Raw genomic sequence first — 21,932 nt, 5'->3', positions numbered from 1 at the left:
CATGCAGAAACAAGACTTTTATATCAATCAGACTCAGGATCTTTTCACCATGCAGACATAAAAAAACCCCTTCCAAAGGAAGGGGTTGAATCGTGTTTGCTTATCGTTTGTTGCGGTTACGTAAGAACGTTGGGATATCCAATGTATCATCACTTGACTGTGTATTTTGTCTTGGTTGTGATGATGTTTGCTGATGTTCCTCACGTTTTACTTCACGCTTTTGTGGAATAGATTGATTCTGCTTTAATCCTTGTCCTAATGGATTTCTTTGAGGTTTTGTCACTTCCGGCTCTTGCTCAATAAAACCGGTTGCGATGACTGTGACCACAATTTCATCCTTCAAGTTATCATTAATGACAGATCCAAAGATCATGTTGACATCTTCATCAGAGGCTGATGCAACAATATCCGCTGCTTCTTGTACCTCATAAAGACTAAGGTTCGTACCACCAGTAATATTCATGATAACACCTTGTGCTCCATCAATCGCTGTTTCAAGAAGTGGTGAAGAAATGGCTTTTTTCGCTGCTTCAGCAGCACGGTTTTCGCCTGTTGCGACACCAATTCCCATAAGAGCTGAACCTTTGTTAGACATGATCGTTTTCACGTCAGCAAAGTCGAGGTTAATTAAACCTGGTGTGGCAATAAGATCTGAGATCCCTTGAACACCTTGTCTTAACACGTTATCTGCTGCACGGAATGCTTCAAGCATTGGCGTGTTTTTATCGACAATTTCAAGCAGGCGATCGTTTGGAATCACGATTAACGTATCAACTGCTTCTTTCATAGAAGCAATCCCTTCAACTGCTTGAAGCTGACGCTTTCTTCCTTCAAATGTGAAAGGACGAGTCACAACTCCAACTGTCAAGGCTCCAGAATCTTTTGCGATTTTCGCAATGACAGGTGCAGCACCCGTACCAGTTCCACCGCCCATACCGGCTGTCACAAAGACCATGTCAGCGCCTTTTAGGACTTCTTCAATTTGTTCTTTGCTTTCTTCAGCAGCTTTTTTACCGACTTCAGGATTCGCACCTGCTCCAAGCCCTCTTGTCAGCTTAGCACCGATTTGCATTTTTGTTTCTGCTTTTGATAAGTTTAACGCCTGTGCATCTGTATTCACTGCAATAAAATCGACACCCTGTACGTCATTTTCAATCATTCGGTTGACAGCGTTATTTCCGCCGCCACCTACACCGATTACTTTAATTGATGCTAGGCCGTCTATATTTGTTTCAAACTCCAACATGCTGAATCCTCCTAATCCGTCGAAAATCTAGTTCTATTCCCAGAACATATTAAATAGTTTTTTCATTTTGCCCGGTTTTTTATTTGTCTCTTGTTGCGCTTTTTGTTTCACTTTCGGTCTTGGCTGAGCTTCTTTTACTTGTGGTGTAGAAGAAACCGGCTCCATGGACGCGCCTACTTCATGAAATGCTTCATCCGGCATTTGGAATCCAACCTGTCTGCCCTGAATCTTTGCATTGCGATAAGCAAAATGGATCAGGCCCACTCCTGTCATATATTGAGGTTCCCTGACCCCAATATAATTAGGACTTGCGATTCTTACATTGTTTTGTAAGACCGTTTGTGCCAGAGAAAGAATACCTGGTATAGCTGCCTGTCCACCTGTTAGAACGAATCCGCCAGGCAAATCATGGACACCCATATTGCGTAATTCCTCTGCCACAAAAAGCAGAATCTCTTCCAATCGTGCTTCGATGATATTGGCTGCTTCAAGTTGTGTATACGTCTGTTTTTGGTCCGTACCGATGACGGAAACTTCAAATGTCTCCTCAGACGATGCCTCATCATAGAATGCATGCCCAAATTGCTTTTTGATTCGTTCAGCTTCTTCAGTGGAAGTTCTAAGTCCTATAGACAAATCTTTTGTAATGTTCTCTCCGCCCAATGGGATACTGTGAGTAGAATAGAGATGCCCGTTTTCAAATACGGATATCGTAGTAGAGCCGCCGCCAATATCGACAAGAGCTACCCCTAGATTTTTTTCATCTTTCGATAACGCTGCTGAACCCGATGCGAGTGGCTGCAAGCAAATATCCATAATTTCAATACCAGCCCGCTCTACACATCGGAGCCAGTTATGTAGAATCGTTTTAGAACCTGTGATTAACGATCCATCCACTTCTAGCCGTACACCTAGCATTTTTTTCGGATCTGTGATCTCATCTCTTCCGTCGACGATAAATTGTCTCGGAATGACGTCTACTACGAGATGTTCTTGCGGAATAGATACTACCTGTGCAGCATCCAAGACACGTCTCACATCTTCAGCATGTATTTCTTTATTTTCACTAGACACTGCGACCACGCCGCTCGTATTTTGAATATGAATGTGGTTTCCGTTAATTCCGACTATCGCCTTTTGTAAAGGAAAACCTACCATTCTCTCAGCCTGTTCAAATGCTTGTCTAATAGAATGAACTGTTTCATCTATATCAACAATCGATCCTTTTTTTAACCCCTCTGAAGGGACATTTCCAACACCTATAATGTTAAGCGAATCATCCGCCATTTCTCCGACGATGACTTTTATATTGGATGTACCGATGTCAAGGCTGACGTAAATTTCATTGTTGTTCATTCTATGGCACCTCCTCACATATCAATACTTTCTATTCTATTATTTGCTGAACAACAATACAATGAATGTGTTTTTACAAGTGTGTAACAAAACTTAAAAAATCAACATTTTTTATTAGGATTACTGAAAATATTCGTTACATCATATGTATATCCTTTTTTATGACTCACTTTTTTTCTTTTTTTCTCTAGAAATTGTCCATTTTGTTAGTAGAATTCTTCGAATAACGGCGATATTTTGAAACAATCTAACACCGAATGCAAACATTCCGACTAAATACAAGTCTACACCAAGATGGACGCCCAGAAAAGCTAAACTTATTGCGAGTATAATATTAAAGAAGAAACCTGATACAAACACTAGTTCATCGTATGCCCCTTGCAGATGTGCTCTGATTCCACCAATCAATGTATCAAGCGCAGCAAGTACAGCGAGGGAAAGATAGTTAGAATACTCATTCGGTATCGTAAAATTCGTTAAGAAACCGATCGCAACTCCTATGATTAAACCAAGTACAGGAAGCCACATTAAGATTTTCCCTCCTTTACATCGTCAAGAGGCTTCAATTCATTTAATTGAATTGTACCGTCAAATGCTTTTAAATGAATTTTTTTCTTCGGCCGTCTAATACTCAAACTGAAATTTTCCTGAGCAAACAAATCACCAATATCTGATACATTTAAACGGCTGTATAATTTATCGGCCTGCTCGCTGACCATCTTAATCGTGACTGTATCACCATCTATGCTGTAACCATCCATTTTCGTCGTACCATTAATATCTCGAATAACACTGGTGTTAATCACCCGGTGTTCATTAATGGAAATATGTTTTGCCCCAAACATATTGGCTTCGTTGATTAATTTTTTCAGAAGATCAGGTGGTATATTTTTGACTTCTTCTCCAGTAAGTTCCTTAGAAAAAAGCTGAGTAATTTCTATTTCAACTCCTTCACCCGTTACCTCTGTAAAACCAGCCTTTTCTTTCAAATCCTTCAACGTTTTTGTTAATTGTGCTTCTTTGGATTGATCTTCTTGGTTGCCATACTTTTTTAGCATTTCATCATATTTATCAATTTCTTTCAATAAATCCAGTTCCTTACTTTTAGATGCAGATAAATCCTCTCTTAATTCCCAAACGTCTCGAGTATCGCGAACTTTAGGCTTTTGTAGAGAGTTAAACTGGATCGAGACCATGATGCCAAATATGACCATCAGGACTGTCAAACTAAGTAATGGCTTCTTTTTCCTCAACACCACTCACCTTTTCACAATTAATCTTTGTTTCTTAGAAGAGGATTCATACGAATATCCTTCTTTTCAATCGTCATGGAAATATGATCACTTGTCAGCTGATCAACCACCCCGCCTGCAATGTTTAATGCAGGAATTAAAACAGCTGGATCTCCAATAGCAGAAATGACAAATGGTGCTGGATGTTGAACACCATCAACCGTGACGACTGGACCGTTACAATGTATGTATGATTGGTGTGTGATTCTTTGTCCGTTTATAGCTACAGCAGATGCCCCTGATATAAATAGTTCGTTTATCACATGGAAAATGTGGCTCTCATGCACAATGTAATTATTGACATTTTGTCCACTCGGGATATAAGATGCATCTTCAAGAGATACTTTTACCCCTTTCCCTTTTACACCTATTTCTCCTGTAAACATTCTGTATTTCTCAACATCTTCCAAAACATTAAAATACTGCTCTTTTTCATTTTTCAAACCAAACTCTGTTGCTTGAACCTTTGATTGAAGACGATAAAGTTCTTTTTCAAGTTTTTGATTCGCCTTTTCTTGCTTTGTTAGCTGACTTTTCAAAGAATATTCTTTTTTCCATTGTTCTGTTCGATTGACATCTGCTCGATGCTGCTTCGTATATTGGTATGAAAAAGAAATCAGAAATCCAAGAACAAGCATTACAATTGAGAATATGACGGTTTTGCCTCTCAACGTTCATCTTCCTTTTTCTTAGATTTAAAAGCTTCAAAATACGTAGCTACTTCCATATGAATCGTACCTTTCTCAGAGGACGAAAGCTCTTTGACAATGGCAGGGTACGTCGTCATTTTATCTGCGAATGTTTTAATTGATGCAATAACGGTGTTTCCATCATTCATATAAAATTTAACGAGCCACTGATTGGAGCTAGTCGGTACGTAATATACTTCTGAGATTAGTTCCTGAATAGAAGCCGGCAGTTGATTTAGAGCTTTCACTGTTTGCTTCAATTTCTCTTTATTGTCCCAATCGACAAAAATAGGTCCTGCGTGACTTGGTGTTACTTCATCTGGCAAAGCCGTCCCGTTTTCAAGAAGCTCATAATAAAAATGTCCCTTTTGTAGATACGCAATATTTGCATACTCTTTGACAGCAATACTGACCTTATTAGGGAAATGTTTTTTGATATTGACACTTTTAATCAATTTATTTTGCTTTATATGGTCTGCTGTCATATCTTTATTTAAATTCCAAAACTCTGTCTCGCCTTCTTTAATTTGCGAAAGTTTAACGAGCTGTTTTGTTGGTACATGTTCATTACCGGTAATGGTTAAAGAAGAAATTTTACTGATTGGTGTTTGCAAATAGACAATAATTAAAACCATGATAAAAAACAGCAAAATAAAAGAGATTAATCTCCGATTCGCTTTCTGCTTCCTTTGTTCTTTAATTTTAGGGATTCGCTCTTCTATATTGACGATCTTTTCATTTTCATGATCAGGCCGCATATATACTCTTCACCTCATTCAAAGCTGCTTGTCCGCACCTTTGGATCATTCTTTATCTCATATTGATTAGAAAACAAACGGCATGAAAAAATGCCGTTTGTTTTCCTGTGATACCATCATTCATAAGTAGTAGCCTTTAATTTGCTTCACCAATAATTTCTACTTCTGTATGCATTTCTACATTGTAGTCATCTTTGATTTTCTTTTGAATGTACTGAATTAAGTCGAGCACATCTTGAGCCTTCGCCCCACCAGCGTTGACAATAAAGTTTCCGTGCATATCAGAAATTCTAGCGCCGCCAATCTGATATCCTTTTAAATTCGCCTTTTCTACAAGCTGTCCTGCATATTCAGGTAATGGATTTCGGAAAATACTGCCGGCGCATGGTTTATTATACGGTTGTGTTTCCTTGCGATAATCTTTATTTTGCTGCATTTTCTTTGTGATTTTCTCACGTTCGTCCTGTTTAAGCTTGAAAACTGCTTCTAGAACAATTCCAGGGCGTTCCTTTTGAAGCACAGAAGTTCGATAGCTGAAGTTCATTTGCTCATTAGTTAACCACTCGATCGTTCCATCTTCAAATAAGACTCTCGCTTTCACAAGAATCTTGCTAATGTCAGATCCATGTGCCCCTGCGTTCATATAAACAGCGCCACCAATAGAACCTGGAATACCAGCTGCGAATTCCAATCCTGACAGCCCCTGCTTACTAAGAGACGTAGCAAGTCTTACAACTGAATAGCCTCCGCCAACTGTAATTTCTTCATCATTGACAGTTAAGTGATCAAGCCCAGCGCCCAGCTTTAAAACGACCCCACGAATTCCTTTATCAAGAACAAGTAAATTGGACCCTCTCCCAATGACCGTCCATTGAGTATCATGTTTTTTCACCTGATCCATAATTGTTTTGACAGCATCGACATCTTTAGGGATGACTAATAGATCGGCTGGTCCACCTATTTTCATTGTCGTATGATTTGCAAGCGGTTCATTTTCAAGTACTTTACCAACTTGCGCTTCTAATAATTCATTCTTCAAGTTCTCCATATTACCCTCCGCCTTACCTCATATCATTCATCATGAAGTCGTAATTTCTTTTAACACATTATATAAACGTGTGGCCGCATCTGGTACTCCGAGTTCTTTTGTTAAACGGCTCATTTGATGTAGTTTCTCGTCATTACCAGCAATTTCATCAATTGCATGAAGCAAGCGATCTCCAGAAAGCTCTGATTCTCTTAAAACGATCGCAGCATCATGTTTTTCAAGTGATCTCGCGTTAATTTCTTGATGATTTGCGGTGACGTATGGACTTGGAATGAAGATGGTCGGAATTCCAAGTGCCGTCACTTCAGCAATCGTTGTGGCTCCCGCTCTTGCAACAATGACATCAATTGATTTTAAATACTCCGGCATTTGATGCAAGAAAGGCTTTGTGATCATATTCGGTGCTTCACCTTTTTCTTTTAATTCGTTCAGCACTTTTTCATAATGAACCTCACCTGTAATATATAAAAGCTGATAGTTCTTTGCCTTTAATTCATCTTGCATGTCAATCACTGCTCGATTGATTGGAGCTGCACCTCTGCTCCCGCCAAAAATGAGAACCGTTTTTTTCTTCTCATCCAGCCCAAACTCTTTAAGAGATTTTCCCTCTTTAATAGAGACGACTTCAGAGGCTCTTGGGTTTCCCGTAAAAACAACCTTTTCTGAAGGAAAGTGTTCCTTTGCTTCTTCAAAACAGATGGCTACTTTATTCACATACCGTGCCAGAAACTTATTTGTGATGCCTGGCAGGCTATTTTGTTCGTGAATGATCGTTGGGATTTTTAGCTTAGACGCAGCATAAACAACTGGACCACACACATAACCACCTGTTCCAATAACAGCATCCGGCTTAAATTCTTTTAAATAAGATTTACTTTTTTGGACGCCCTTTAGAAACCTCATCACTGTTTTTACATTATCAAACGAAAGCTTTCTTTTAAAACCTGAAATTTCAATTGATTTAAAAGGGATATTTTCTCTTTCTACAATTTTCTTTTCAAGCCCATTCTCAGTGCCAATATATAAAAATTCCACATCAGGATGCAGTCTTTTCACTTCTTTAATAAAAGCTAGAGCAGGATAAATATGCCCGCCTGTTCCGCCTCCACTAATAACTATACGCATTATACCATTTCCCCTCAATTTTTTTCTGCTCTGAACAAAGTATAAACCCTGTTTTAAACAACAGGGCTCCGTCAAAACCTGTAAAGAAGAGTCAATCATCATGTTTTCGAAACAGAAACTGCCATTTTCACTCTTCAAATCATTTTTTCATACTTTTGCAAAATAAAAGTCTATATGGTTTCATGAACTATCAGCACATTAATATCTAGCATATCTGCTTACATTCAAAAGTACGCCTATTGCCATCAGCATTAATGTCAGTGATGAACCGCCATAACTTAAGAATGGGAGTGTGATGCCCGTCACAGGGATGAGACCAGTGACAACTGCGATATTAATCATTACTTGAATGGCAACCATTGAGATGATACCCACTGCCAAGAAACTTCCATATAAATCTGGTGCCCCGAGGGCTATTCTAATGCCTCTCCACAATAGAACACTAAAGAGCAGCAAAATGAGTGATCCACCTATAAATCCAAGTTCTTCAGACAATATAGCAAAGATAAAGTCTGTTTGAGGCTCAGGCAAATAGAAGAATTTTTGTCTACTCTGACCTAGCCCCATTCCAAACAGACCGCCTGGACCGACAGCGTATAAGGATTGAATAATTTGAAACCCGCTGCCAAGTGGATCCTCCCAAGGATTTAAATAAGATGTAATTCGTTTTATTCGATAGGGTGCTGATAAGACAAGTGCGGCAAATCCGCTAAGCCCTAAAAGACCGAGAAAGATAAAGTGAGCGATTCTCGCACCTGAAACAAATATCATAATAATACAGGTTCCAACCATAACCGTTCCTGTACCTAGGTCCGGCTGCAGCATAATGATGGCAAATGCAGAAAACACAATACCTAGTGCTGGGGCGAAACCTTTACGAAAGGATGTGATATTCTTTTGCTTTTCAGATAAGAATTTTGCAAGAAACGCAATCATCGCAAGCTTCATAAATTCAGAGGGCTGAATACTAAACGCACCGACACCAATCCAGCTTCTTGAACCATTTCTCTCCATACCGATACCAGGAATCAAGACAAGCACGAGGAGGAGAAAACACACTGCAATCAGTATCTTTGACCAAGTCCGCCACGTCCAATAATCGACCCGCATAATGAAAAACATTGCGATAACTCCGATTCCGGCAAACAAAAGCTGTCTTTTTGCAAAATAAAACGAATCATCAAATTTATACGATGCCCACACAGCACTTGCGCTGTACACCATAATTAAACCAATCGTCAATAAAAGTAACGTAATGACAACAAGCAAAAAATCCGGAGAAGTTTTCTTATTCGTCAAGAGACCGACACCCCAAGCATAATTTCATTTGGGCTGTCAGTCTTATGAGAGACAAGCCCTTATTTAAGCATATGCACGGCGTTTACAAACATGTCTCCACGTTCTTCAAATGTTTTATGCTGATCCCAGCTTGCACAAGCTGGAGACAATAAAATCACGTCTTCTTCTTCAGATATGCTAAACGCCGCAGGTACTGCTTGTTCAACATTATCGACATGTTTTACGTGATGTATTCCCAGCTCTTCACCAAGCTTCACAAACTTAGGCGCAGTCTCACCAAATGTAATTATTCCTTTTACATTCTTCATAAAAGGTTTTAATTCATCAAATTCATTGCCACGATCCAGTCCACCTGCTAGTAAAATGGTCGGCTGCTTGAAGGCAGACAAAGCTTTACTTGTTGCCAGTATATTGGTCGCTTTACTGTCATTATAAAATTTTCTATTTTGAATCGTCTCCACAAATTGCAAACGATGCTTCACTCCACTAAATGTAGTAAGAACTTGCGCAATCGCTTCGTTTGAGCAGCCTGAATTTTTTACAACACAAATAGCTGCTAGAATATTTTCTTGGTTATGCTCACCAGGAAGAACAACATCCTTGAGGTCAATGACATGTTCATTCATATAGTAGATGGCATCATCTTTAATAAACGCTCCATGTGCTACCGGCTCTTTAACTGAGAAAAACACTTTTTGCGCTTTCGAATCTTCTGCTAGTTTGACAACAGATGGATCATCTAGGTTAACCACAGCTATGTCATCTTCCAGTTGATGTGCATACACTTTCTGTTTTGCTTTTTCGTATTCTTCACGCGTGTGATGATAGTCTAAATGTGCGTCAAAAATATTTAATATTAAGCTGATTTTAGGTCTGAATTCAACGGTTCCCATTAACTGAAATGAAGAGAGCTCAGTTACGATCCATTCATCGCCCGCTGCACGCGCGGCAACTTCACTTGCGACCGTTCCGATATTACCTGCTACCAATGTTTTTTGGCTGTCTTTTTTCAACATTTCATAAATCAAAGTAGTCGTGGTCGTTTTTCCATTTGATCCGGTAATCCCAATAAAAGGAGATGAGGTCAAATGATACGCCAATTCTATTTCAGTCCAAACTGGAATTTTTCGGCGAAGCGCCTCTTGGACCATCACATTCTCATAAGGAATTCCAGGGTTCTTAATTAAAATCGTAATTTCTTTATCGTCGAACACACGAAGAGGATGACTGCCACAAATGACATCAATCCCCTTTTCAGAAAGTAACTGAGCAGGCTCGTTTTCTTCAAAAGCTTTTTGGTCATTGACCGTCACGTTTATTCCGTGCTCGTGAAGAATTGAGGCTGCCGCATATCCGCTTTTTGCAAGGCCTAGTACTAGTACATGTTCGTCTTTTAACATTTGCATCCTATTCAATTATAACCACACCTCGATGTAAATTCCTAAAACAGCAAGCAATAAACCAGCTGTCCAGAAGGTGACAACTACTCTCCACTCAGACCAGCCAACTAACTCATAGTGGTGGTGAAGCGGGCTCATCTTAAAGATTCTTTTTCCAGTTGTTTTGAAGGAGATGACTTGAAGGATAACGGATAACGTTTCAACAACAAATACTCCTCCAATAATGACGAGTAAAATCTCAAGTTTCGTTAAAATGGCAATGGCCACTATGGCACCGCCTAAAGCAAGCGATCCCGTATCACCCATAAATACTTTTGCAGGATGCGCATTAAAGACAAGGAACCCAAGGACAGCGCCTGCTACTGCTACCGAAAAGATCGCAACATCATACTGAGATTGATTCCAAGCCAATATAGCAAAAGCTCCGAATGCAATAGCAGCTGTTCCAGATAATAAACCATCAAGTCCATCCGTAAGGTTTACCGCATTAGAACCACCGACAAGCATGAAAACGACGAGGATAAAGTATGCCCATCCTAAGTCAAAGCTGACATCTGTTCCTGGAATGCGAATAGTCGTTGCAAACTCATAATAATGGAAGACTGCATAGAAAATCACAGCAATCACAATTTGCCCGATCAGTTTTTGTTTCGATGTTAAGCCAAGATTTCGCTTCATCGCTACTTTAATATAATCATCTAAAAATCCTAATAATCCGTAGCCAAGGGTGACAAATAACAATAAAAACATTTCTGGACTAATCTCAGAGAATTTGTTAATCATCACGATCGTTGTAATTGTAATAGAAAAGATAATCATAATTCCACCCATTGTTGGGGTACCAGATTTCTTTTGGTGAGACTGAGGTCCTTCTTCTCTAATACTTTGACCAAATTTAAGTCTTCTTAAAAACGGAATAAAAATCGGGGATAAAAGAACACTGATTAAAAATCCCATTATGATTGTAAACAATATCACCTGTTCAAGCATTGTTCTTTACTCCTTCCGAATTTCCAAAGCCGTTTTCCATTAGAAAATAGCATTCATTATTATGATATTCATTCGTGTCTTTCGTATGTTGTTTTTGTACAAAATGCTTCATTTCATTACACTCTTTTCATCATTTTTAAGATTTGTTTAGATCTAAAATAGCGTCCGCTGCCACCTTGGCATCATCAAAGTCATAGACTTGATCACCAATGATTTGGTACGTCTCATGCCCTTTTCCAGCTATTAAGACTGTATCGCCCTTTTTTGCATTGGCAATGGCAAAAAAGATGGCCTGTTTCCGGTTCACAAAGCTGTGATAATAGGCATTTGGCACGCCATTTTCCATGTCTTTCAAAATGGCTGATGGATCTTCACTTCTTGGATTATCTGATGTAAAAACAGGCTCATCTGCATATTTCACAGCGATTTGGGCCATTTGAGGGCGCTTGGTTTTATCACGGTCGCCCCCGCAGCCAACTACACAGAAAATTCTACCTTCTGTTAATTCTCTACACGTAGTCAGTACATTTTCTAAACTGTCAGGTGTGTGCGCATAATCAACGATGACTGGGAAGTCTTGATCACAATTCACAAGTTCGAATCTTCCTTTGACTCCCTCAAGTTCTTCAATGGCACTAACGATCGTTTCAAACGTTAAGCCTGATACAATTCCTACTGATACAGCTGCTAGAATGTTATACACATTGAATTTCCCAATAAGGGCAACCGTCACATTTTTTGTGCCGATTGGGGTGATCAAATCAAATTGTGTTCCCTTTGGTTTGATTTGAATGTTCTTTGCCATTACATCTGCTTCTTGCTCTAAGCCATACGTCATAATTTCAGCAGCTGTGACTTTTTCAAAATAACTAGACGCTTCATCATCTGCATTTAAAATGGCATGCTTCGGCTTATCGTGCTGAAAGGCACTTCCGAGCTGGGAAAAGAGCAAGCTTTTTGCATGTTTATATTCTTCCATTGTGTTGTGGTAGTCCAAATGATCTTGGGTAAGATTTGTAAAGACGGCAATATCATAATCACATCCATGAACACGCCCAAGATGCAAAGCATGTGATGATACTTCCATAATGGCCGTATCTACGTCTTGATCAAGCATCTGCTTAAAGGTCTTCTGAAGGGTGACACTCTCAGGTGTTGTGTTTTTCACTTCGAGAATTTCATCGTTTACCTTCATATACATCGTACCGATTAAACCTGTTTTTTTATCGGCTTTTCTCATGATTTGCTCAATCATGTGTGTTGTGGACGTTTTCCCGTTCGTTCCTGTAATACCAATTAGATTGAGTTGATGAGTTGGCTGTTCGTAAAAAGCATCTGCTATTCTTGCAAGTGCTCTTTGAGAGTGTTTTACAATAATGACTGGTACATCTGTTATGTGAAGTGGGTGTTCTGCTACAATCGCTGCAGCCCCGCTTTTCACTGCTTTTTCAGCGTAATCATGTCCATCTACTGTATAGCCTTTTATACAGACAAAAAGACTCCCTTTTTTCACTTCTCTTGAATCCATTTCAATGGAAGTAATCTCCGGATTTTCGTTTATCAGTTCATTGTTTTCACTTTTAAAGTATGTAAGGAGTTCTTGTAATTTCATTTCATATCAAACCTCTCAAATTCGTTCACGTGCATGTCTTGTGAAAAAAACACACAGTCTATATTTTATCGTAAAAAAAAGGATACATCCAGCGTATTCCTTAAGTTTCTCTTGGAAAAAGCACACTTTATGCTCTTTTTTTAAAGCGACCCTTCTGTTTCAACAAAAAGAGGCAGCCGAATGAGTGCGGCTACCCTCTGTTCATTCTTTATTATTCATCATTTAAGTATAATCGGATCGTGGAACCTTCTTTGACCTTTGTGCCGGCAGCAGGCGATTGCTTCACCACTTTACTGCCAGTTCCTGAAGCATCAATCTTTAGATTAATCAGGAGTGATTCAAGGTCAGAAACAGATCCTCCTACAAGATTCGGTACCTCAATGGTTTTTGTGTCCAGCCATTGATACTTCTTTTCAATTTGTCCTTTTCTTTTTTTCACGCCCATTTCAGGCAGACTGTCTCGCATAATATGGCCCACAATAGGTGCTGCTACTGTCCCACCAAATTGAATCGTGCCTTTTGGGTTATCTACTGCTACATATACAACAATGCTTGGATCATCCGCAGGTGCAAACCCGATAAATGACACAATGTGGTTATTTTCCATGTACTTTCCGTCTTTTACTTTCTGTGCTGTTCCTGTTTTTCCGCCCACCCGATATCCTTCAACGAATGCATTCCGGCCAGTTCCTTGAGCGACTACACTTTCAAGGGCATACCTGATTTCTTTAGACGTCTCCGCTGAAATGACTTTCTTCTTGGCAATTGGTGATTGCTTTTTCACTACCTCTTTTGTAATTGGATCGATCCATTCTTTTGCAATATACGGCGTGTAAAGCGTTCCTCCATTTACTGCGGCTGCCACTGCAGCTACTTGTTGAATCGGCGTAACAGATACACCTTGACCAAAGGCTGTTGTTGCCTGTTCTACAGGACCAACACGATCAAGCGGGAACAAAATTCCTCTACCTTCTCCTTGAAGGTCGATTCCTGTCTTTTGACCAAAGCCGAAATTTTTAATATAAGAAAATAGTTTATCTTTTCCAAGACGGTCGCCTAGCTCGACAAATCCTGGGTTACAAGAGTTTTGTACCACTTCTAGAAACGACTGTGATCCATGTCCTCCCTTTTTCCAGCATCTGAGCCTTGCGCCATCCACTGTCACAGATCCGCTGTCAAAAAAATGATCACGTTTTAAATTTACTTTATTTTCTTCCAGGGCAGCTGCCAGTGTAATGATTTTAAACGTCGATCCTGGCTCATATGTGCTCCACACCGGTAAGTTTCGGTTAAATACTTTTGAATCAACTGATTGATAGTCAGCCGGATCAAAGTCAGGTCTGCTCGACATTCCCAGAACCTCACCATTTTTCGGATTCATGGCAATGGCAATCATGCCATCTGGGTTATATTTTGCCTGAGCATTGTCTAGTTCTCGTTCGATGATGGTTTGTACTTTTGAATCAACGGTTAATTTCATATCAAGCCCATCTTTAGGCGGTGTATAATCATCTGCTTCATCTGGCATTTTCTGCCCTTTTGCATCAGAATAAAATTTCACAGAGCCTTTTTCACCTTTTAGGTCATCATCATAGTACGCTTCTAGCCCAAGTAAGCCTTGATTATCAATTCCAGCAAAACCTAATACATGAGATAAGAAACTTCCAAACGGGTAATGTCTGATGCTGTCCTCTGCTACATAGACTCCATCTAAATCAAGCTCTCTGACTTCTTTTGCTTTTTCATGAGATACTTTTCTCCCCTCTGGGGAAATTCGTTCTATAGACGTTTTCTTGGTGACATGCTTGTACGCTTTCTCCTCAGACATATTCAGCACTGCTGCTAATTTTTTGCTTGTTTCTGCTGGGTCTTTCACCTGCCGTGGCACGACTAAAATAGAGGGAGCACTTTTGTTCGTCGCCAGCTCCACCCCATTTCGATCCAAAATATCTCCTCGTTCTGGTTCAAATGGAAGGTTACGGCTCCATGAATCTTTCGCTAAACTTGTCAGCTTCTCGCCCATAATAAACTGCACATATCCTAATCTAGTATCTATGATGAAAAAAATGATCACCCCAAACAGCAGCACGAAAAGCAATCGTTTTCTCACTGTTACACTTGACACTCGCACGCCCGGTTCACTCCTTACATATGGCTTGTTTTCATCATATGCAGGCTCGTCTTTTTATAGAACGATCTCGTCCATCGCTCAAGCAAAAGAAAAAAACCTAGCAAATGATTTGCTAGGTTTTCAAGTTAATTTGGACTTTTGAAGGTCACTGTGACGACTTTATCTGAAATCTCCGCTCCACTTTTCACGCTTTGTTTGACAGCATATCCTTGTCCATTTGTTTCAATATGCACACCTGAAATAGACGCATATTGAAGAACTTCCCTTCTGGACCAGCCTGTCATATCAGGCATTTTAATGGTTTTCCCTGCTGTTTTCAAAAAGACTTTCTGGCTTTCAGAGAATTCAGAGCCCGCATTTGGCCATTGGCGTTTAATGGATAGACCGTCACCAATGACAACAGGTGATAACTTTTTGTTTTTTGCTTCTGTTTCTGCCTGTTTCACTTCTAAATCTAGGAATGACGGCATTGTTTCTTGTTTTATTTTCTGTTTGCCAGATTTTTTATCGTCTGTTTTTGTTGGTGCGATATTTAAATAGAGCAAACTATTTTTCATCACAGGGTTAAAGATTTCTGAAACAGGGGCAGAGCCTGTTTGTGTTTCAGATAGCTGAGGCTGTTGGACAGCCACATAAACGAGCAGCTTCGGATCATCTTTTGGTGCCATTCCCATAAATGAAAAGACGTAATCGTTTCTCCCTTGAAGGTAGCCGCCAGCACCACCAATTTGTCCTGTACCTGTTTTCCCAGCGACATCAAAACCTTTGATTTGATATGGCTGTCCTGTGCCAATTTTTGAGGAAACGACCTCACCTAAAATGTCACGGACTTGCTTCGCTGTATCAGAAGAAATTGGTTTTCCTGCTACTGTTGGTTCGTGCTGTAAAATTGTTTTGTTTGTGTTCGGGTCTGTAATATGATCGATTACATATGGTTTCATCATCGTTCCACCGTTTGCAATGGCTGTCGCCGCTTCAATTTGCTGAATTGGGGTAATCGCGGACGCCTGACCATAAGCAGTCGATGCTTTGTCATATTCGTATCTGAAATTGATTTTACTAGACGCTTCGTTCGGCAAGTCTATGCCTGTTTTGTCATAGAAATGGAATTTTTGCAAGTATTGTTCGTAGCGTGTGAAACCTAGCTTTTCTTTTGCCAGTTTCGCAAAAGCTACGTTTGAAGAACGTAGAACACCTTCATGAAAATCAATTTTCCCCCAACCATTTCCGTTGTTATGGTCTCTTACAAGACCGCCGCCTACTTTATAAGTACCAGACTGATACTTGTCACTGCCTTGGTACACTCCTTCTTGGATAGCAGCAGCGAGTGTGAAAATTTTCATCGTTGAACCTGGTTCAAATGCGTAAGAAATGACATCGTTGTTATAATTCGTAATGTCGAGTTCATTTAAATTAAAGCTTGGCCGCTGTCCCATTGCAAGAACTCTTCCAGTTTTCGGATCAACGACTGTCGCAATGATTTTCTTCGGCTTATATTTTTTAGCGACCTGCGTCATACTTTCTTCAAGAAATGCTTGAATTTTTTGGTCGATGGTCAGTGTGACGTTTTTCCCGTCTTTCGGGGCAACGATGTCTTCTTTACTATTCGGAAGTGCCCATCCGCTTCTGTCGCTGTTATATGTTACATAGCCATCTTTTTCTTTTAAATATTTATTCAGAGCCTTTTCTAGACCCATTGCGCCTGACATGTCCTTCGTTGCTTCATCTAATCTAGCGTAACCGATTAAGTTCGAAGCAAACATGCCGTTTGGATAATACCTCTTTGTGTCTTTTTCAAAGGCGATTCCAGGAAGTTTTAGCTTTTCAATTTTTTCCTTTGTTGAAAAACTAATATCCTTTCCGGCTTTACCAAACTCAACTTGGAACGCATCCTTTGTATTCAGACGCTTTAAAATTTCACTCTCACTCATATCAATGACTTTTGACAGCTCTTTTGCTGTCTTTTCTTTGTCAACGACATGCATCGGATGCTTTGGATCGACCGTCATTTTCTTGCTCATGATCGCAATCAGCTTATACACAGATGTATCTTCCGCAATCACATTGCCATTTCTGTCTAAAATGGACCCTCTTTTGGCTTCAAGTGTTTTTTTCGATTGATATTGTTCATTGGCTTTTGCAGCTAACACTTGTCCATCGACGGTTCCCGTAATCTGAATGTAAATAAAACGTGCAAGGATGATAAAGAAAAACAGGGCGAAGCAAATACTCGCAATTGCCGCGCCTCTGTTCATCATTTTATTCTTTTTAGGCATCGCCATGTTAATCGACCTTCTTAACATCTTTCGATATGCTTAAGCCCGCTTTTTTAGCGGCTTCAATGATTCTCTCTGGTTCACTTAGTAAGTCTTTTTCCTTTTGCAGTTCAGTGATCTTTTTCGATTCTAAAGACACTTGCTGTTCTAGCTTCTGCACTTCGATATTTGCGTGATAAACAGCAAAGGCTTTCGAAATGATGAGGATCGAGCTGCACATGAGAGCCATGACAAACATGACAAGTAAGATTTTTTCACCAAGTGTAATAGAACCTCTTCTTCTAATCACAACCGATTGACCTTGCTGCTCGGTTTGATGTTGCTTTACTTCTCTTTGGTAAGCCAAATTACTCATAAGAAACCTCCTTTTTATCATCATCTATGGTGTCGTTTACTTTTTTTCTGCAATTCGGAGCTTCGCTGAACGGGCACGGTTGTTATATTCCAGCTCTTGTTCTGATGCAACGATTGGTTTTCTCGTGATCAGCTTCAGTTTTGGTTCAAGTCCTTCTGGAATCACTGGTAGTCCGTGCGGAAGTTCTGGAAGAGAAGACATTTCTTTAAATGTACTTTTACAAATCCGATCTTCAAGTGAATGGAATGTAATGACAGAAATTCTCCCCTTCGGATTGAGTAACTCTATTGCTTGTTCTAGTGCTTCTTCAAATACTTTCAATTCGTCATTTACGGCAATTCGGATCGCTTGAAATACTCTTTTCGCTGGATGTCCGCCTTTTCGTCTTGCAGGTGCGGGAATTCCTTCTTTAATAATGTCGACAAGCTCACCTGTTGTTTCAATTGGCGCTTTTTTTCTGGCTTCTTCAATTTTGCGTGCGATTTGCTTGCTGAATTTTTCTTCCCCATATTTGTAGAAAATCCGAACTAGATCTTCAAATGGCCATTCATTCACCACTTGTTTTGCTGACAAAGCAGCGGTTTGATCCATTCGCATGTCAAGAGGTGCATCATGGTGATAACTAAAGCCTCTCTCTGGCGTGTCAAGCTGAGGTGATGAAACCCCAAGATCAAAAATCACACCGTCTACGCTTGTAATTCCTTGTTCATTCAGACGTTCTTTTAAATATCGGAAGTTGCTTTTTATGAAAAGAATGTTCGCTTTAACATGTGCGAGCTTCTCTCGTGCATGATCCAGTGCAGCATCGTCTTGGTCAAACCCAATCAATGTACCTTTTTCTGATAATTGAGATAGTAAATATGAGCTATGACCTGCGCCGCCTAGCGTGCAGTCCACATATGTACCGTCTTCTTTGACGTTTAAACCGTCAACTGTTTCTTTTAATAATACTGTCTCATGTTGAAACATGATGATATGGTCCCACCTTTTTCAAATAGAAATGAATGTGTAGAAAGCTTGCTGCACAAGGGATTATTATATATCAAATCCAATCATGTTTTCAGCAATTTCAGCAAAAGAATCTTCTTGCTCTTCTGTATATTGTTCCCAGATCGACTTACTCCACAACTCAATTCGATTTGAAACGCCGATGACCACACATTCTTTTTCGAGTTTTGCATATTGGAGTAGGTTGGATGCGATGTTAATGCGCCCCTGCTTGTCCAGATCACATTCAACTGCGCCGGAGAAGAAGAACCGGGTAAACGCACGTGCATCTTTTTTCGTTAGCGGCAGTGCTTTGAGTTTCTCTTCAATTAGTTTCCACTCACTCATAGGGTAGCCAAATAAACATTGATCAAGCCCTCTCGTCAGCACAAACTGTTCTCCGAGACCGTCTCTAAATTTAGCAGGGATGATCATGCGCCCTTTTGTATCAATCGTATGTTGGTATTCACCCATGAACATGATATCAGAGCCCCACTTTCTCACCCATACTCTCCACTATCCACCACTTCTCTCCACAAAACTTATTTTACACTGTTTCTACATAAAAAAAAACCCTGAACTAGTCAGGGTTCATTAAAACTTTATTTCAAAGTTTGACAATTTGTTGCTTGTTTTGAAATGAAAATGGCAGATTTTTGAACGTTTTGAAGAATTCTGGACCATATTTGTTTAAAAAGTACATGATATTCCAAATTCTTTCTTGTGGTGCTTCGAGTGGTTTTAAACTATTTTCAATTCGTTCAAAATCTCGAAGGATGTATCCTTCCTTCTCTTCCACACGCTTTGCAACCTTTTGATAAACAAATTGAAGCTGGTCTTCTATAAATTTGGCATTTTTATCTAATAGCTGTTCAAAGCTTGGTTCGATCTCTAGCGCTTCTTGTCTCATGGCCTCGTGAACATTCGCTAATTCACGTTTGGCATGTTGAACTGATTGAACGAAGCTGTCTGGAAGACTTTGCTGAAAGTGCGCATCCTTCTTTTCTTTCACGCCTTTTGTCAGCACTTCTTCAACCGACAATTCTCTTATCGGCAGCTTCTTATCAATGTGACGTTCAAGAATGGTGACGTGCAGTCTCGGAAGAACGGGTGCCATTTTGACATCGAAGTACTCGAAGATGCCTTTCAGCTCACCCCAATAGTTCACTTCACCGTGTCCAGCCATAAAAGCAAGCGTTGGAAGAAGGGTTTCCTGCATCAATGGACGTGTCACCACATTATTGCTAAACCGCTCTGGGTGCTCCTCGACTTCCTGTAATAGCTCATCTTTTGTCCAAGTAAGCCCCACTTCTGATATAGAAAATTGGCCATTCTCTTTTTCAATGAGGAAACGCTCATCATCATATTCGTAAAACAAGTTGGCTTGTTGGTCACCAGCTTCAATAATCGGCTGATACCCTGCTTGTTCCATGGCAGCCTGCGTGTTATTTAAGCGAGCTACGATCGCATCACTTGACTCCACAATTTGCTTGAATAACGTACGTTCAAGTGGCTTCACGCCGAAGTCTCCTGAATTCAATAACAGCAGTCCATCTTCTTCAAATAGATCGCAAACAATCCACTCAAAGAAATCAGTAAACGTTTCTGATTTGCGTAAACATCGAAGAAGCTGATCAAACAAGTCATTTGTGTAAGCAGATTCCTCATAGGTTGAAAATACATCACGAAGCCATCTCTCTGTTTTCTCTTGGTGGAGGGGTGTTCTTTTCGCAGCTGTTTTTTTCACATGATGTAATGGAAGCTTTTGTTTGACTGGGCCTTTTTCGCCAGACGTGTACACAAAGTTAATTTCGTCTACGTCGTGATCTTCACCCGCTACCCAAAAGACCGGAATAACAGGAACGCCAAGCTCTGATTCTTTTTCTTTGGCAAACTGAATAATGGAAATGATTTTATGTATGGTATAAAGCGGACCTGCCAGTAAGCCTGCCTGCTGTCCTCCAACCACCATGACGCTCCGTTCATCACGGATCTTCTCAATATTCTCACGCATCGCAGCCGAATCAAATTTTGCATGATATGCGCTCATATAATCCGCTAAAGCCTCGCGCGGGAAGCTCCTTTCCATGAGATCGTCGTATCTCTTTTTCCATGTGTGCTCAGAATGTATATCATAATCAAAAAAAGCAGTCATCTCTTTTTTTTCTTCTATATAATCACGTATGAATAAATTCTGACTTCGGATGGAAAGTTCAGTCAATTGCATGTTTAGAACTTCCTTTCTTCAATAAATAGTTAGTTTCCCGAAAAAAGTATAGCATGTAAATGAGCTCACTCAAAAGATTTTGTTTGCTTTTTTTCCAATACTTCCAAGCTTCTATTCAAGAAAGTGAGGAATGGCGGCGTCATCCCTTGACCTTGAGCTTTTTTTAAAAGGTAGCCAATGATTGCTTTTCTTTCAGTTTGGCGGCCTTTGACGATATCTTGCAGCATCGACGATTGATTGGCAGCCGTTTGATGGCAAATTGATTCCACATGAGCCCATAGACGATCTTTCTCAGGCAACCCTAGAATGGAAACCGCTTCTTCAAATGCACATGTCATCATATGTTCATATGACGGGTTCGATACCAATTCCCCATTATTCACATGTAATAAAGCCGTCAACGGATTAATACACACATTGACGAGCAGTTTTTCCTCCAGTACTTTCTTCCATTCATCTGTATAAACCATTTGAAAATCGCCCGTTGACAGTTCACTACTCATAGGTCCTTTTTCCTCATGCAGAAATGCTCCCCACTTGATGACACCCATTCCTGTATGGTTTACTGCGCGATCAGACACCTTCATTGCGCCATGCTCTACTACACCAATATATAACTGATGTGCCGTTTTCCAGTTCTTTAAATCGAATAAGTGGGCCATTCCGTTCTGCAAAAATAAGATCCGCTGACGAGGCAGTCCTGATAATTCACTTAGAACATCTTGCAGGTGATGATACTTCACTGTCACAATCAGCAAATCAAATATTCCTTTGACTCCCGTATCGGCCCCAACAGCTGATTGAATGGTTTCCCCTCTTACCATTCGTTCGATTCCTAATGCTCGAATTTCTTCTGCCTGCTGTTTTCTTCTTGTAAAGACGGTAATGTCATGATGCTCTGATAAATAACTAGCACAAAGCAGACCAATCGCACCACCGCCAATGATTCCAATTTTCAATTGCCGCACTTCCCTTTTTCTGTTTACTTCATGTTATCAACTATTTTACCAGTTTCGTGCTACGATGCAAAAAGCAGATAACGCGCTATGATTGAATTTTTTTAATTAAAAAACTATAATAATAAGTGTAAAAACTTTTTTAGGCGGATGGGATGAAAACGCCTTCAATGACATCACTGTCG

At 40.0% G+C, this 21,932-nt stretch carries 19 protein-coding genes; all 19 read right to left on the bottom strand.

The features are described from left to right. Positions 1-100: 100 nt before the first annotated feature. Complete coding sequence (gene ftsZ / locus NSQ11_RS07660) at positions 101-1,246, bottom strand: cell division protein FtsZ (RefSeq protein ID WP_007499752.1); 1,146 nt, start codon at positions 1,244-1,246, stop codon at positions 101-103. 33 nt (positions 1,247-1,279) lie between these two features. Then, on the bottom strand, positions 1,280-2,602 hold the full coding sequence (gene ftsA / locus NSQ11_RS07655; RefSeq protein WP_007499754.1) for a cell division protein FtsA: 1,323 nt from the start codon (positions 2,600-2,602) through the stop codon (positions 1,280-1,282). Between the two features lie 159 nt (positions 2,603-2,761). Further along, positions 2,762-3,130, bottom strand: coding sequence for a small basic family protein (locus tag NSQ11_RS07650; RefSeq protein WP_003210988.1), 369 nt, complete (start codon positions 3,128-3,130; stop codon positions 2,762-2,764). Continuing rightward, positions 3,130-3,855 carry a DUF881 domain-containing protein gene (locus tag NSQ11_RS07645; protein ID WP_046527248.1) on the bottom strand — a complete coding sequence of 242 codons (726 nt, stop codon included), beginning with the start codon at positions 3,853-3,855 and terminating at the stop codon, positions 3,130-3,132. Before NSQ11_RS07645 ends, NSQ11_RS07650 begins: the two co-directional genes overlap by 1 nt. Positions 3,856-3,875: 20 nt before the next feature. Next, complete coding sequence (locus NSQ11_RS07640) at positions 3,876-4,565, bottom strand: DUF881 domain-containing protein (protein WP_046527247.1); 690 nt, start codon at positions 4,563-4,565, stop codon at positions 3,876-3,878. Further along, positions 4,562-5,341, bottom strand: coding sequence for a cell division protein FtsQ/DivIB (locus NSQ11_RS07635; RefSeq protein ID WP_046527246.1), 780 nt, complete (start codon positions 5,339-5,341; stop codon positions 4,562-4,564). Before NSQ11_RS07635 ends, NSQ11_RS07640 begins: the two co-directional genes overlap by 4 nt. 136 nt (positions 5,342-5,477) lie before the next feature. Next, the gene (murB, locus tag NSQ11_RS07630) at positions 5,478-6,389 is read right to left on the bottom strand and encodes a UDP-N-acetylmuramate dehydrogenase (RefSeq protein WP_007499764.1); all 912 of its coding nucleotides are present in this window, start codon (positions 6,387-6,389) and stop codon (positions 5,478-5,480) included. Positions 6,390-6,419: 30 nt separating this feature from the next. Further along, positions 6,420-7,514: an undecaprenyldiphospho-muramoylpentapeptide beta-N-acetylglucosaminyltransferase gene (gene murG / locus NSQ11_RS07625; RefSeq protein ID WP_024720309.1), complete on the bottom strand. Its 1,095-nt coding sequence runs from the start codon at positions 7,512-7,514 to the stop codon at positions 6,420-6,422. A gap of 198 nt (positions 7,515-7,712) precedes the next feature. After that, a complete protein-coding gene (gene spoVE / locus NSQ11_RS07620; protein WP_007499768.1) occupies positions 7,713-8,813 on the bottom strand; it encodes a stage V sporulation protein E in 1,101 nt (366 codons plus the stop codon). Between the two features lie 59 nt (positions 8,814-8,872). Continuing rightward, positions 8,873-10,228 (bottom strand): UDP-N-acetylmuramoyl-L-alanine--D-glutamate ligase, encoded by a 1,356-nt coding sequence (murD, locus tag NSQ11_RS07615; RefSeq protein ID WP_017359364.1) that lies wholly within the window; start codon positions 10,226-10,228, stop codon positions 8,873-8,875. Then, complete coding sequence (mraY, locus tag NSQ11_RS07610; protein ID WP_007499771.1) at positions 10,229-11,203, bottom strand: phospho-N-acetylmuramoyl-pentapeptide-transferase; 975 nt, start codon at positions 11,201-11,203, stop codon at positions 10,229-10,231. It lies immediately after the preceding gene. 136 nt (positions 11,204-11,339) lie between these two features. Further along, a complete protein-coding gene (locus tag NSQ11_RS07605; protein ID WP_017359365.1) occupies positions 11,340-12,815 on the bottom strand; it encodes a UDP-N-acetylmuramoyl-L-alanyl-D-glutamate--2,6-diaminopimelate ligase in 1,476 nt (491 codons plus the stop codon). A 211-nt stretch (positions 12,816-13,026) separates the two neighbouring features. Beyond that, entirely contained in the window at positions 13,027-14,946 is a 1,920-nt protein-coding gene (locus NSQ11_RS07600) for a stage V sporulation protein D (RefSeq protein WP_017359366.1), read from the bottom strand. Positions 14,947-15,071: 125 nt separating this feature from the next. Beyond that, positions 15,072-17,222 (bottom strand): penicillin-binding protein, encoded by a 2,151-nt coding sequence (locus NSQ11_RS07595; protein WP_024720306.1) that lies wholly within the window; start codon positions 17,220-17,222, stop codon positions 15,072-15,074. A gap of 7 nt (positions 17,223-17,229) precedes the next feature. After that, the gene (ftsL, locus tag NSQ11_RS07590) at positions 17,230-17,577 is read right to left on the bottom strand and encodes a cell division protein FtsL (RefSeq protein WP_008344998.1); all 348 of its coding nucleotides are present in this window, start codon (positions 17,575-17,577) and stop codon (positions 17,230-17,232) included. Between the two features lie 36 nt (positions 17,578-17,613). Beyond that, entirely contained in the window at positions 17,614-18,546 is a 933-nt protein-coding gene (gene rsmH / locus NSQ11_RS07585; protein WP_007499781.1) for a 16S rRNA (cytosine(1402)-N(4))-methyltransferase RsmH, read from the bottom strand. A 66-nt stretch (positions 18,547-18,612) separates the two neighbouring features. Continuing rightward, positions 18,613-19,044 carry a division/cell wall cluster transcriptional repressor MraZ gene (mraZ, locus tag NSQ11_RS07580; RefSeq protein ID WP_003211163.1) on the bottom strand — a complete coding sequence of 144 codons (432 nt, stop codon included), beginning with the start codon at positions 19,042-19,044 and terminating at the stop codon, positions 18,613-18,615. Between the two features lie 127 nt (positions 19,045-19,171). Further along, on the bottom strand, positions 19,172-20,791 hold the full coding sequence (bshC, locus tag NSQ11_RS07575; protein ID WP_052320389.1) for a bacillithiol biosynthesis cysteine-adding enzyme BshC: 1,620 nt from the start codon (positions 20,789-20,791) through the stop codon (positions 19,172-19,174). Between the two features lie 65 nt (positions 20,792-20,856). After that, a complete protein-coding gene (locus NSQ11_RS07570; protein WP_048002856.1) occupies positions 20,857-21,750 on the bottom strand; it encodes a 2-dehydropantoate 2-reductase in 894 nt (297 codons plus the stop codon). Between the last annotated feature and the right edge of the window lie 182 nt (positions 21,751-21,932).

Source organism: Bacillus sp. FSL W7-1582, assembly GCF_038593325.1.
In the GTDB taxonomy this organism is placed as follows: domain Bacteria; phylum Bacillota; class Bacilli; order Bacillales; family Bacillaceae; genus Bacillus; species Bacillus altitudinis.
This window is presented reverse-complemented; position numbering and strand designations above follow the sequence as displayed.